Source organism: Streptomyces sp. NPDC003038 (assembly GCF_040611115.1).
GTDB lineage: Bacteria > Actinomycetota > Actinomycetes > Streptomycetales > Streptomycetaceae > Streptomyces.
Window position 1 is genome coordinate 323,020 of sequence record NZ_JBEXNN010000004.1, and the last position, 13,256, is coordinate 336,275.

10 protein-coding genes and 4 tRNA genes are annotated in these 13,256 nt (G+C 70.5%); 9 read left to right on the forward strand and 5 right to left on the reverse strand.

Annotation, left to right across the window (positions count from 1 at the left end):
- Positions 1-149: 149 nt before the first annotated feature.
- Both ABZX75_RS08120 and bldC read left to right on the forward strand, forming a co-directional pair.
- A complete protein-coding gene (locus tag ABZX75_RS08120; RefSeq protein ID WP_355409104.1) occupies positions 150-980 on the forward strand; it encodes a hypothetical protein in 831 nt (276 codons plus the stop codon).
- Between the two features lie 531 nt (positions 981-1,511).
- Positions 1,512-1,718 carry a developmental transcriptional regulator BldC gene (gene bldC / locus ABZX75_RS08125; protein WP_003949541.1) on the forward strand — a complete coding sequence of 69 codons (207 nt, stop codon included), beginning with the start codon at positions 1,512-1,514 and terminating at the stop codon, positions 1,716-1,718.
- Between the two features lie 655 nt (positions 1,719-2,373).
- Here bldC and ABZX75_RS08130 read toward each other — a convergent pair.
- Positions 2,374-2,447: transfer RNA gene (locus tag ABZX75_RS08130), tRNA-Asp, on the reverse strand.
- 69 nt (positions 2,448-2,516) lie between these two features.
- Positions 2,517-6,440, reverse strand: coding sequence for an ATP-dependent RNA helicase HrpA (gene hrpA, locus ABZX75_RS08135; RefSeq protein WP_355409046.1), 3,924 nt, complete (start codon positions 6,438-6,440; stop codon positions 2,517-2,519).
- A gap of 110 nt (positions 6,441-6,550) precedes the next feature.
- Here hrpA and ABZX75_RS08140 point away from each other — a divergent pair, with 110 nt between their 5' ends.
- The 3 genes from ABZX75_RS08140 to ABZX75_RS08150 are packed head-to-tail and all read left to right on the forward strand — an operon-like array spanning position 6,551 to position 8,676.
- Positions 6,551-6,976 (forward strand): hypothetical protein, encoded by a 426-nt coding sequence (locus ABZX75_RS08140; RefSeq protein WP_355409048.1) that lies wholly within the window; start codon positions 6,551-6,553, stop codon positions 6,974-6,976.
- Positions 6,977-7,027: 51 nt separating this feature from the next.
- On the forward strand, positions 7,028-7,804 hold the full coding sequence (locus ABZX75_RS08145; protein ID WP_355409050.1) for a thioredoxin domain-containing protein: 777 nt from the start codon (positions 7,028-7,030) through the stop codon (positions 7,802-7,804).
- The gene (locus ABZX75_RS08150) at positions 7,801-8,676 is read left to right on the forward strand and encodes a cytochrome c biogenesis CcdA family protein (RefSeq protein ID WP_355409051.1); all 876 of its coding nucleotides are present in this window, start codon (positions 7,801-7,803) and stop codon (positions 8,674-8,676) included. The genes ABZX75_RS08145 and ABZX75_RS08150 overlap by 4 nt, the downstream gene beginning before the upstream one ends.
- A gap of 36 nt (positions 8,677-8,712) precedes the next feature.
- Here ABZX75_RS08150 and ABZX75_RS08155 read toward each other — a convergent pair.
- From ABZX75_RS08155 to ABZX75_RS08165, 3 genes are all read right to left on the reverse strand, one after another.
- Positions 8,713-8,789: transfer RNA gene (locus tag ABZX75_RS08155), tRNA-Phe, on the reverse strand.
- 52 nt (positions 8,790-8,841) lie between these two features.
- A tRNA-Asp gene (locus ABZX75_RS08160) sits at positions 8,842-8,915 on the reverse strand.
- A 39-nt stretch (positions 8,916-8,954) separates the two neighbouring features.
- Positions 8,955-9,027 (reverse strand) — tRNA-Glu (locus ABZX75_RS08165).
- A 104-nt stretch (positions 9,028-9,131) separates the two neighbouring features.
- On the opposite strand from ABZX75_RS08165, the gene ABZX75_RS08170 reads away from it, so the two are divergent.
- The 4 genes from ABZX75_RS08170 to ABZX75_RS08185 form a co-directional block, all read left to right on the forward strand.
- A complete protein-coding gene (locus ABZX75_RS08170; RefSeq protein ID WP_355409053.1) occupies positions 9,132-9,482 on the forward strand; it encodes a metallopeptidase family protein in 351 nt (116 codons plus the stop codon).
- Entirely contained in the window at positions 9,479-9,943 is a 465-nt protein-coding gene (locus ABZX75_RS08175; protein WP_355409055.1) for a CrcB family protein, read from the forward strand. Before ABZX75_RS08170 ends, ABZX75_RS08175 begins: the two co-directional genes overlap by 4 nt.
- Positions 9,940-10,314 (forward strand): CrcB family protein, encoded by a 375-nt coding sequence (locus ABZX75_RS08180; protein ID WP_355409057.1) that lies wholly within the window; start codon positions 9,940-9,942, stop codon positions 10,312-10,314. The genes ABZX75_RS08175 and ABZX75_RS08180 overlap by 4 nt, the downstream gene beginning before the upstream one ends.
- 1,004 nt (positions 10,315-11,318) lie before the next feature.
- Positions 11,319-13,256: DEAD/DEAH box helicase (locus ABZX75_RS08185; protein ID WP_355409059.1), on the forward strand; the 1,938-nt coding region annotated here is incomplete at its 3' end.

A 13,256-nucleotide genomic window follows, 5' to 3' on the forward strand; every position in this document is an offset into this window, starting at 1 on the left:
CCTGTTGGGCGGGCGCGGTCCACCCGTCCGTGGATCGGAACCCTCCCGGAGTACGGGCGCCCGCCCGGGCCGGCCGGCGGCCGGTGTGCGGAGTACCTCCGGGCGGGGCGGGGGAGTACGAGAGCGTGAGCGAATCCCCTGATACCCCGCTGCCCTCCGCGTGCTCGGCGCCGGTCGTCCCGTACGCCTCCTACCTGCGCGTCTACGAGCCGCTGACGGCCTTTCCGGAGCCGGAGCGCGCGCACTGGGCCGACTACGCGCGGCGGGGGGTGACGCCGACCGCCCAGGACGAACTGCGCCGGTCGCTGGCGGACTTGGTACGGGTGCCGGTGGTGGCGGTCCCGGCGCACGAGAGCGCGGACGCCTTCACGGCTGAGGTGGACGGGGTGCTGCTGGTCTGCCCGTGGCGGACGAGGCTGCGCGGCTGGCTGGCGCTCCAGGAGCTCGTGGAGTGGTTCCCGCGCCCGGTGCTGGACGCGGCGCTCCCGCCGGCGATGCGGCGGCAGGCGGCCGAGGACTACGAACACTGGCGCGAGCGGAACCCGGACGCGCGCCCGTGGATCCGTACGGGCGTGTGGCAGGTGCCGCTGCGCTGGTTCGTGCTGGTGTCCGACGGGGAGCGGGAGTACGTGCCGGGCGAGCGGCTGCGCTACCGGACGCCGATGGTCCAGGCGCGGCGGCGGCTCGCACGGGGCCTGCGGACCCTGCGCGAGGCGGAGGGGTACGGGCTGCTGGCCGACGGGCTGGTGGAGGTCGGGAGCTGGCTGGAGGAGTTTCACCCGCGTTCCATGGTCGAGCTGGACTACGGAGGGCTGCTGCACGCCCTGCCGGCGGACGGGCTGGCGGCCGACCGCTCGGCCCGGGACCTGGCGGCGGGGATCGCCGCGCTGCGGGCCGGGGACGCGGAGGGCGCCGCCGAGGCGTACGGGGAACTGGCGGAACGCTGGCGGTCGGTCCGGGAGAGGCTTTTCGCGAACTAGGCGTCCCGCACGTACCCCCGCGTATCGTCCGATCAGCCATAAGTGGCTGATCAGGGCAGTGATCACCGTATTTGGGCCGTTGTTCCGGGACCTACGTCCCGATACGGGCCATTGGCCCAAGCGTGACGGACCGCACTATCTACACCCTTGCGCCCTTCCCCTACCCTCGTGCCAAAATAGGACAAGGAGTCCGGGGAGGGTTCCTTCCGTCCAAGTAAAGGCGGAATGCTCGGCATTGTGCTCTACGGGGGGTCTGTTGGCTCCTGATCGCTCTGTGACTGATCGTTACAGTGGGGTGACTGTCCGTTATGGGACGGTCCATCGGCTTCCGCCGCTGATGAACACCTCGGAGGGCAATTCCGTCGGTTTGGCCGTCGAGGCTGGACGGATGGTGTAGTTGTAGTGCCGAGGACAAGCCGTTCGTCCTATAACCGACTCGGCCCGCGTATGTCCATTTCGGGCAACGCGGGCCAAGGTGCAGAATTTAGAGGAAAGAACCGAGATGGTTCGGTTCTCCCGAGGAGGCCGCTCATGACCGCTCGCACCCCTGATGCCGAGCCGCTGCTGACCCCGGCTGAGGTTGCCACGATGTTCCGCGTGGACCCGAAGACGGTCACCCGCTGGGCCAAGGCTGGCAAGCTCACGTCCATCCGCACCCTGGGTGGACACCGCCGTTACCGCGAGGCTGAGGTTCGCGCACTGCTTGCGGGAATTCCGCAGCAGCGCAGCGAGGCCTGAGGTTCGCAGCACCCCTGCTTTAACGGGTCTATATCGGGTCCCCCAATCCGATGAAACCCACATGCTTCATGCGGCTGAACCCGCCCCAACGGGCTCATGGTCGTTCGATCGCGCTGGACTCCGCCGGGTCCAGCGCGATCTTTTTTATGCCCAGGTCGGAGCGATATCGCGCTGATGTGGGGCATCGAAGGAGTGGGTGCCATTGCACATATTAAATCGAGCGAGCGTATGAGTGCGATAAATGTATGAGTCTCAAAAACTCATGCGGTGACTCCCGTCACAGATGATCACTCTTGTACGACAGGCAATGCACCCGTAAGGGGACGTGCGTCGCAGTGTGCCTCATGCGAAAGGTGGATTCTGCGGCGCGAACGGGGCCGGCGGCGCCGCGTCCTCCGGTCCGGCGCTCGGCAGCGGATGGCCGGTACGGCCTCCCGGGCGTCGAGAAGGCCGCGTACGGGGCTCAGGAGGGCTCAGAGGGCCTCAGGCGGGCTCCGGACGCGCCCCCAGGGCAGCGCTCGGCCCCGACGCCGGACCCGGCAGCGAGCCCGAGGCGGTCCGTCCGTGGGACGGGCGGCCCGGGAAGGGCCCGCGGGCGAGGCCCCAACGCGTCAGGGCCCGTATCCCCTGAGGGATACGGGCCCTGACGTTTCTGCGAACCTGACGGGACTTGAACCCGCGACCTCCACCTTGACAGGGTGGCGAGCTAACCAACTGCTCCACAGGTCCTTGCTCGCGGCCGATTTCCCGGCTGCGAATCAGACTGTACAGCAGCTCCGGGGGTGAGGTCGAACCCGATCACGGCGCCGCCGCATCCACCGCCTTCACGATCCTCTTGTCGGAGATCGGATACGCCGTCCCGAGCGCGTGGGCGAAGTAGCTGACCCGCAGTTCCTCGATCATCCAGCGGATCTCGGTGACCGAGGACGGGACCGGCCGGCCCTTCGGCAGCTGCTCCAGCAACCAGGCGTACTCGTCCTGCATCTCGTGGACCTTCTCCATGCGCGTGGTGTCGCGCTGGACGCCCGTGGGCATCTGCTGGAGCCGCCGGTCCACGGCCACGAGGTAGCGCATGAGGTCGGGCAGCCTGCGCAGTCCGGTCAGCGTCACGAAGCCGGCCGGCATGAGGGCCGCCAGCTGCGTCTTGACGTCCAGGAGGTTCGCCACCAGTGCCGGACTGCTCGTCGCCTTCAGACGGCGCTCACAGGCCTGCCAGGCGGCCAGCACCTGCTCCACCTGCCCGACGGTGCGCACGGTCGTGTCCACCAGGTCGGCGCGGACCGCCTCGTAGAGCTTGCGGAAGCCCGCCTCGTCCCACGCGGGGCCGCCGTGGTCGGCGATCAGCTTGTCGGTGGCCGCGGTCGCGCAGTCGTCGAACAGCGCCTGGATGGAGCCGTGCGGGTTCCTGGACAGGGCCAGCTTCTGCTGGTTGGTCAGGTGGTCCGACGCGAACTTCGCCGGATTCACCGGGATGTTCAGCAGGATCAGCTTCCGGGTGCCCAGCCACATCGCCTGCTGCTGCTCGGCCTCGGTGTCGAAGAGGCGTACGGAGACGGTCGTTCCCGCGTCCACCAGCGCCGGGTACGCCTTCACCGGCTGGCCGGCCCTGCGCGTCTCGAAGACCTTGGTCAGCGTGCCGATCGTCCAGTCGGTCAGCCCGGAGCGCTCCACCGACTCCCCGCCCGCGCGCTCGGCGGTGGCCGCGGCGGCCTTGGAGAGGGCCTGACGGGCCTTCGGCTTGAGGCGCAGCCGCAGGGCTTCGAGGTCCTTGTCCTCGGCGAGGTTCTTGCGCCGCTCGTCGACGATCCGGAAGGTGACCTTCAGGTGCTCCGGGATCCGGCTGAGATCGAAGTCCTCGGCGGAGACCGGCACCCCGACCATCCGCTGGAGCTCGCGCGCGAGCGTCACCGGCAGGGGCTCCTGCAACGGCACCGCCGTGTCCAGGAAGCGGCTCGCGAAGTTCGGCGCGGGCACGTAATGCCGGCGGACCGGCTTGGGCAGCGACCGGATCAGCTCGGTGACGACCTCTTCCCGCAGACCCGGGATCTGCCAGTCGAAGCCCTCGTCGGTGACCTGGTTCAGGACGTGCAGCGGGATGTGCACGGTCACACCGTCCGCGTCCGCGCCCGGCTCGAACTGGTAGGTCACCCGGAACTTCAGCTGTCCCTGCCGCCAGGTGTCCGGGTAGTCGGCCTTCGTGACGCCGACCGCCTTCTCGGTCAGCAGCATCTCGCGCTCGAAGTCGAGGAGTTCGGGCTCCTCGCGCTTCTTGTGCTTCCACCACGAGTCGAAGTGCGCCCCCGAGACCACGTGCTCGGGGATCCGCTGGTCGTAGAAGTCGAAGAGCGTCTCGTCGTCCACCACGATGTCGCGGCGCCGGGCCCGGTTCTCCAGCTCCTCCACCTCGGTGAGGAGCTTGCGGTTGTCGGCGTAGAACTTGTGGTGGGTCCGCCAGTCGCCCTCGACCAGCGCGTTGCGGATGAACAGCTCGCGCGAGACCTCGGGGTCGATCCGGCCGTAGTTGATCTTCCGCTGGGCGACGATCGGTACGCCGTAGAGCGTGACCTTCTCGTACGCCATCACGGCCGCCTGGTCCTTCTCCCAGTGCGGCTCGCTGTACGTGCGCTTGATCAGGTGCTGGGCCAGCGGCTCCACCCACTCGGGCTCCACCTTGGCGTTCACCCGGGCCCACAGCCGCGAGGTCTCCACGAGCTCGGCCGACATCACGAACTTCGGCTGCTTCTTGAAGAGGGACGAGCCCGGGAAGATCGCGAACTTGGCGCCGCGGGCACCGAGGTACTCGTTCTTGTCGGTGTCCTTGAGCCCGATGTGCGAGAGCAGACCGGCCAGCAGCGAGACGTGGACGACCTGCTCGGGGGCGTCGGCCTCGTTGACGTGGATGCCCATGCCCTTGGCGACCGTGCGCAGCTGCGAGTAGATGTCCTGCCACTCGCGGATCCGCAGGTAGTTCAGGTACTCCTGCTTGCACATCCGGCGGAAGGAGGAGGAGCCGCGCTCCTTCTGCTGCTCGCGGACGTAGCGCCACATGTTCAGGAACGAGAGGAAGTCGCTCGTCTCGTCCTTGAAGCGGGCGTGGTTCTGGTCGGCCTGCGTCTGCTTGTCCGAGGGCCGCTCGCGGGGGTCCTGGATCGACAGGGCCGCCGCGATGACCATGACCTCGCGGACGCAGTTGTTCTTGTCGGCCTCGATGACCATGCGGGCCAGGCGCGGGTCCACCGGGAGCTGGGAGAGCTGGCGGCCCATCGGCGTGAGCCGCTTCTTCGGATCCTTCTCCGTCGGGTCCAGGGCCCCGAGCTCCTGGAGCAGCTGGACGCCGTCGCGGATGTTGCGGTGGTCCGGCGGGTCGATGAAGGGGAACTTCTCGATCTCGCCCAGGCCGGCCGCGGTCATCTGGAGAATGACGGAGGCCAGGTTCGTCCGCAGGATCTCGGCGTCGGTGAACTCGGGACGGGCGTCGAAGTCGTCCTCGGAGTACAGCCGGATGCAGATGCCGTCGCTGGTACGGCCGCAGCGGCCCTTGCGCTGGTTGGCGCTGGCCTGCGAGATCCGCTCGATGGGCAGGCGCTGCACCTTGGTGCGGTGGCTGTAGCGGGAGATCCGGGCGGTGCCCGGGTCGATCACGTACTTGATGCCCGGGACGGTCAGGGAGGTCTCGGCGACGTTCGTCGCGAGGACGATGCGGCGGCCGGTGTGCTGTTGGAAGACGCGGTGCTGCTCGGCGTGCGAGAGGCGCGCGTAGAGCGGGAGCACCTCGGTGAATCTCAGGTTCCGCTTGTTCAGGGCGTCCGCCGTGTCGCGGATCTCGCGCTCGCCGGAGAGGAAGACCAGGATGTCGCCGGGGCCCTCGGACTGGAGTTCGTCCACGGCCTCGCAGATGGCCGTGATCTGGTCCCTGTCGCTGTCGTCGCCCTCTTCCTCCAGAAGGGGCCGGTAGCGGACCTCCACCGGATACGTGCGCCCGCTGACCTCGACGATCGGGGCGTCCCCGAAGTGCCGGGAGAAGCGCTGCGGGTCGATGGTCGCCGAGGTGATGATCACCTTGAGGTCGGGACGCTTGGGCAGCAGCGTGGCGAGGTAGCCGAGCAGGAAGTCGATGTTCAAGGACCGCTCGTGGGCCTCGTCGATGATGATCGTGTCGTAGGCGCGCAGCTCGCGGTCCGTCTGGATCTCGGCGAGCAGGATGCCGTCCGTCATCAGCTTCACGAAGGTCGCGTCCTGGTCCACCTGGTCGGTGAAACGGACCTTCCAGCCGACCGTCTGGCCGATCTCGGACTTCAGCTCCTCGGCGATCCGCTCCGCGACCGTGCGGGCCGCGATCCGGCGGGGCTGCGTGTGCCCGATCATCCCGCGGACGCCGCGGCCCAGCTCCATGCAGATCTTGGGGATCTGCGTGGTCTTGCCGGAGCCGGTCTCGCCCGCGACGATCACGACCTGATGGTCGCGTATCGCCTCGGCGATCACGTCCTTCTTCTGGCTGACGGGCAGGTTCTCGGGATACGTGACCTCCGGCATCCGCGAGGCGCGCGCGGCCAGACGCCCGGCGGCCTTCGTGGCCTCCGCGGCGATCTCGTCGAGTACGGCCTGCTTGGCCTCGGGCTTACGGATACGGCGGGCGCCTTCAAGGCGGCGGCCGAGGCGGTGCGCGTCGCGGAGGGAGATCTCACCGAGAAGCGTCTGCAGGGCGGCGAAGGAAGTAGACATACCTGGTCGAGGATCTCACCTGGTCCCGTCGGGTGGCGAACGCATTTGCCGGTGGACCCGTACCATTTCGGGACGACTGCCCCGTCCGCCGTTGGTGAGAGGCCCCACGTATGCCCAGCAGCCCGCTCCGCGGCGTGTGGCGTCTGCCCGCCGCAGTGCTGGCGGTGCTGTGCTGCGCCGTCGCGTGGGCAGGGGCCGGAGCCGGGGCGGATGCCGGTGCCGGTGCCGGTGCCGGGAGCTTGCCGTCGGCTCACGTGGCCGGGGCCGCCGCCGTCCAGGCCGCCGTCGCCCACGCGGCCGACCGCGCCGCCGAGGGCGGCACGCGGCGATGCGACCCCGCGCCGGGAGCACCGGACAACGTCCCCGCCGTCCCCGCGCGCGCGTCCGCGTCCGCCGAACACGGCACGCCCGCGGGGACCCGGCCGGCGCTCACCTGGAGCGGGGTCCCGTTCGCCGTCCCGCGCGCGATGGTGTGTGTACGGGGGCCGGACCGGCCGGCGCCGGGGCCCGTGGAGCTGTCGGTCATGCGGGTGTGAGGAGACCGGTCGACCCGGTCCCTTTCCCTTCCCTACCGCTGGAGCACCCGTATGTCCCCGTCCCCGACCCCGACCCCGACCAAGGCCTCCAAGACCTCCAAGGCCTCCAAGAGCGCGAAGACCTCTTTGACGCCCCTGCTGATCGCCGCCGGGGTCGCGGTGGCCGCCGTCACCCTCGGCCTCGTCTCCTGGCAGGCCACCGCCCCCGCCGACCGGGGCTCCGGCCAGGCCGGAGCCTCCTCGTCCGCCGCGCCCCGGACCGACGCCAACGCCGAGCTGATGAAACTCGCCCGCCGCGAATCCGGTGACAAGCTCGCCCTCGGCCGCGCCGACGCCCCCGTCGTACTGATCGAGTACTCCGACTTCAAGTGCGGCTACTGCGGCAAGTTCGCCCGGGACACGGAACCCGCGCTCGTCAAGAAGTACGTCGAGGACGGCACCCTGCGCATCGAGTGGCGCAACTTCCCGATCTTCGGCGCCGACTCCGAGGCCGCCGCCAAGGCCGCCTGGGCGGCTGGGCAGCAGGACCGCTTCGCGCAGTTCCACGCGGCCGCGTACGCCGACGGCGCGAAGGAGAAGGGCTTCGGCGAGCCCCGCCTCCTGGAACTGGCGCAGCAGGCCGGAGTCCCGGACCTGGAGCGCTTCAAGCAGGACATGGCCGGGGAGCCGGCCTCGGCGGCCCTGCGCAAGGACCAGGAGGAGGGCTACCGCATCGGCGTCACCTCCACCCCGTCCTTCCTCGTCAACGGGCAGCCGATCGCGGGCGCCCAGCCGCTCGACGCCTTCACCGCGGCCATCGCCAAGGCGAAGGCGGCGGCGGAGCAGTGACGGACATCGGATACCTGGCCGCCCTGCTGGGCGGCCTCCTCGCGCTGCTCAGCCCGTGCAGCGCACTGCTGCTGCCCGCCTTCTTCGCCTACTCGATCGACTCCGCCTCGCGGCTGCTGGCGCGCACCGGGATCTTCTACGCGGGCCTCGCGAGCACCCTCGTACCGCTGGGGGCGGCCGGTTCGTACGCCGGGCGGTTCTTCCACGGCAACCGCGACCAGCTCGTCCTGGCGGGTGGCTGGCTGATCATCGCGCTCGGACTCGCGCAGATCCTCGGCCTGGGCTTCGCCTCGAAGCGGATCGCGGAGCTGTCGGGCCGGATCCGGCCGACCACGGCCCTGTCGGTGTACGCGCTCGGCGCGGTCTACGGGCTGGCGGGCTTCTGCGCCGGCCCGATCCTGGGCAGTGTCCTGACGGTGGCGGCGGTCAGTGGCAGCCCGGTCTACGGGGGCCTGCTGCTGGCGGTCTACGCGCTGGGGATGGCCGTACCGCTCTTCCTGCTGGCCCTGCTCTGGGAGCGGTTCGAGCTGGGCCGGCGGCGCTGGCTGCGCGGGCGGGCCTTCACCGTGGGCCGTTTCGAGCTGCACACCACCTCGCTGCTGTCCGGGCTGTTCTTCATCACTCTTGGCGTCCTGTTCCTCGTCTACGACGGGGCGAGCGCCCTCCCGGGGCTGCTGGACGTGGACGACTCCTTCGCCGTGGAGCAGCGGGTGCGGTCCGTCGCGGACGCGGTCCCGGACTGGGCGCTGCTCGGACTGGTCGCCGCGGGGGCATCGGCCGTCGGCGCGGTGCAGTGGCGCCGCAGGGCACGGGCGGCGGAGGCGGAGACGGCGGCGGCGCAGGGGGAGGAAGCCCCGCAGGCCGCGGAGTAACGCGGAAGGCCCCGTCCACCGGACGGGGCCTTCTTGTGGTGGCTGGGGCCGGGGTCGAACCGGCGACCTATCGCTTTTCAGGCGATCGCTCGTACCAACTGAGCTACCCAGCCAGGGGCATCCCCAGCTCGAAGAGCGAGGGGACGAAACCGTTTCCGGCTTCAGCGATCCTGACGGGACTTGAACCCGCGACCTCCACCTTGACAGGGTGGCGAGCTAACCAACTGCTCCACAGGACCTTGCAGTGTGCAAAACCAAGTCTTGCACACGGTAATGCGTACCCCCAACGGGATTCGAACCCGTGCTACCGCCTTGAAAGGGCGGCGTCCTGGGCCACTAGACGATGAGGGCTAAAGGCCCGCCTGGGCGCTTTCCAGCGCGTCGGGGACGTGAGAAGCATATGGGATCCGGGCGGCTATCGCCAAAACGGTTTCCCCCGGAGCGACAATGGCCCGGTGCTGGAGATGACGCGCGAGGAGTTCGAAGAGCTGGTAGCCGAGGCCCTGGACCGGATCCCCCCGGAGCTGACGCGGCTGATGGACAACGTGGCGGTGTTCGTCGAGGACGAGCCGCCCGCCGACGACCCCGAGCTGCTCGGTCTGTACGAGGGGACGCCGCTGACGGACCGCGGCGAGTGGTACGCCGGGGTGCTGCCGGACCGGATCACGATCTACCGCAATCCCACCTTGCGGATGTGTGTGGACCGGGAGAGCGTGGTCGTGGAGACGGAGGTCACCGTGGTCCACGAGATCGCGCACCACTTCGGGATCGACGACGACCGGCTGCACGCCCTGGGCTACGGATGACCCGCCCGGTACCGGGCGCCGAGGCGATCGACCCGGACGTCGATCTCCACGTGCCGGCCCAGCGCGCCGAGCCGCAGGGCCGGGTGCTCGCGGCGGTGGCGGCGGGCGGCGCGGCCGGGGCCTCGGCGCGGTACGGGATCTCCCTGCTGTGGCCGGCCGGGCCCGCGGCCTTCCCGTGGGCGACCTTCGGGATCAATGTGGCCGGATGCGCGCTGATCGGTGTCCTGATGGTGCTCATCAGTGAGGGCGGCCGGTCGGCGCATCCGCTGGTGCGGCCCTTCGTGGGCGTGGGGGTGCTCGGCGGCTTCACCACCTTCTCCACCTACGCCGTGGACTTCTCCCGGCTCCTGGACGAGGGGGAGGCCGGGACCGCGCTGGCGTACGCCGGGCTCACGGTGGTGGCCGCGGTGGGCGCGGTGTGGGCGGCGGCGGCGGTGACGCGGCGGGTGGTCGCCCGGTGAACTGGCTGTTCGTGGTGGCGGGCGCTGCCGTCGGGGCGCCGCTGCGCTACCTGGCGGACCGCGCGGTGCAGGCGCGGCACGACTCGGTCTTCCCCTGGGGCACCTTCGCGGTCAATGCGGCCGCCTGCCTGGTGCTGGGCGCGCTGACCGGCGCGGTGCTGGCGGGTGCCTCCTCCGCGCGGCTGAACCTGCTGCTGGGGACCGGGCTGTGCGGGGCGCTGAGCACGTACTCGACCTTCTCGTACGAGACGCTGCGGCTGGCCGAGCGCGGCTGGAAGTTCCTCGCGGCGGCCAATGTGGCGGCGTCGGTGCTGGTCGGGCTGGGCGCCGTCCACCTCGGGTCGCAAGTGGCGCGGCAGTTGTTCGCCTGAGCCCGGGGCGGCTGTTCGCCGGAGCCCGGCCGCCGGAGTGCGCCGAGGGCGTGTCTCTTACGGGTCAAAGGGAGTTGGGCACATTGACCCGCACATGCGGACTCGTCAATCGCCCATCCCCCGGCGCCCGTCCGGGTGGACCCCCAGGTTCCGGAGGTGCCCCGTGCGCCAGTTGTCCGCTTCCCTCCGACTGGCTGTCGCCGCGCTCGCGGCCGCGGCGACAGCGGGCTGCATGAGCGTCGGGGAGGACGCCGCGAAGCCCGGGCCCTCCTCCTCGGCGGACCGCCGAGGAGCCGCCGGGACGGACGGGGGTTCCGCTTCGGGGCGGGGCTCCGGGGTGCAGGGCAACGGGCACGGCGCGAAGGACGGTACGGGGAGCCAGGACGGCAAACCGCGCGAGGACGGCAAGGCCTCCGGCGCGACCGGAGCCTCGCCCGGCCCGGGGGCGCAGAGCGGCAAGCCGGGGGCCTCGCCGTCGGCGGGTCCGGGCGGTGGAGCGGGCGGCCAGGGAGCCCAGAATCCCCCTGCGGGCGGTTCGGGGGGAGCCGGTGGGCCGGGCGGGTCCGGTGGTTCCGGAGGGTCCGGCGGATCCGGCGGTGCGGGGGGCTCCGGCGGCGGCCAGCAGCCGCCCAGCCCGAACCCCGATCCGCCGACTCCGCAGCCCCCTGTGACGGAACCCACGCCGAGTCAGACACCCCCGGAGCCGGAGCCCAGCACCCAGCCCTCACCGCAGCCCTAGGGTCGCGGACGCGCACATCGTCCCAGGTCAGGGCGTTCTGGTCGGGGCGACTTGCCAGACCCGGGGGAGGGTGCGTATGGTTATAGATCGTTTGATCCCATTGCCCGGCGCCGACTCCGAAGAGCGCCGTGTGGCGCGTACTCTCCCTAGCCGTGGCTGACCGCATTGAGGCGGTCGATTTGCGATTCACGGAGTTTGGGCGCGTGCCGAGACTCCGGAAGGTTTCGCATTTCGCATGTCCATTTCCAGTTCTGACCGTGCCGTCATGCCCGAGAACGACTCGAACGAGATCGTCGACGCCGTCGACGCTGTCGAGACCCTTGTGGTCGACGAGGCCATCGAGGCCCTTGAGGCCGACGTGACGACCGACGAGTTCGACGAGTCCCTTGAGGACTCCGCCGATTCCACCGACTTCGACGACGACACGGCCGACGCCGACGCTGACGCCGAGCCCACGATCACCTTCACGGACCTCGGTCTGCCGGACGGCATCGTGCGCAAGCTCGCCCAGAACGGCGTCACCGCGCCCTTCCCGATCCAGGCCGCGACCATCCCGGACGCCCTGGCCGGCAAGGACATCCTCGGCCGTGGCCGCACCGGCTCCGGCAAGACCCTCTCCTTCGGTCTGCCGACCCTGGCCTCGCTGGCCGGCGGCCACACCGAGAAGAAGAAGCCCCGCGCCATCATCCTGACGCCGACGCGTGAGCTCGCGATGCAGGTCGCGGACGCTCTCCAGCCCTACGGCGACGTGCTCGGCCTGAAGATGAAGGTCGTCTGCGGCGGTACCTCCATGAGCAACCAGATCTTCGCTCTGGAGCGCGGTGTCGACGTCCTCGTCGCCACCCCGGGCCGCCTGCGCGACATCATCAACCGCGGCGCCTGCTCCCTGGCGAACGTCCAGGTCGCGGTCCTCGACGAGGCCGACCAGATGGCCGACCTGGGCTTCCTGCCCGAGGTCACCGAGCTGCTCGACCAGATCCCCGGCGGCGGCCAGCGCATGCTCTTCTCCGCCACCATGGAGAACGAGATCGGCACCCTGGTCAAGCGCTACCTGACCAACCCGGTCACCCACGAGGTCGACAGCGCCCAGGGCAACGTCACGACCATGACGCACCACGTCCTCGTCGTGAAGCCGAAGGACAAGGCGCCGGTCACGGCCGCCATCGCCGCCCGCAAGGGCCGCACGATCATCTTCGTACGCACCCAGCTGGGCGCGGACCGCATCGCCGAGCAGCTGCAGGACTCGGGCGTCAAGGCCGACGCACTGCACGGCGGCATGACGCAGGGCGCCCGTACGCGTGTCCTCGAAGACTTCAAGAAGGGCTACGTCAACGCCCTGGTCGCCACCGACGTCGCCGCTCGCGGTATCCACGTCGACGGCATCGACCTGGTGCTGAACGTGGACCCGGCCGGTGACCACAAGGACTACCTGCACCGCTCGGGCCGTACCGCCCGTGCCGGCAAGTCCGGCGTAGTCGTCTCGCTCTCCCTGCCGCACCAGCGCCGCCAGATCTTCCGCCTGATGGAGGACGCGGGCGTCGACGCCACGCGCCACATCGTCCAGGGCGTCGGCGCCTTCGACCCGGAGGTCGCCGAGATCACCGGTGCCCGTTCGCTGACCGAGGTCCAGGCCGACTCCGCGAACAACGCCGCGAAGCAGGCCGAGCGCGAGGTGGCCGAGCTCACCAAGCAGCTGGAGCGCCTGACCCGCCGTGCCGGCGAGCTGCGCGAGGAGGCCGACCGCCTGGTCGCCCGTTCCGCGCGTGAGCGTGGCGAGGACCCGGAGGCCGCTGTCGCCGAGGTGGCCGAGGCCGCCGAGGCCGAGGTCGCGGCTGCCGCCGCGGCCGCTGCCGCCGAGATCGCCGCACAGGAGCGCCGCGAGGAGCAGCGCGCCAGCCGCGACGACCGGGGCAACTTCGAGCGTCGCGACAACCGCGGTGGCGACCGTGGCGGCTTCCGTCGCGATGACCGCAGCGGCGACCGCGGTGGTGACCGTGGCGGCCGTGGCGGCTTCAACCGTGACGACCGTGGTGGCGACCGTCCGTCCGGTGGTGGCTTCCGTTCGGGTGGTGACCGTCCCTCCGGTGGTGGTTTCCGCTCCGGTGGTGACCGCCCGTCCGGTGGTGGTTTCCGCTCCGGTGGTGACCGTCCCTCCGGTGGTGGCTTCCGTCGCGACGACCGCCCCTCGGGTGGCTTCAACCGC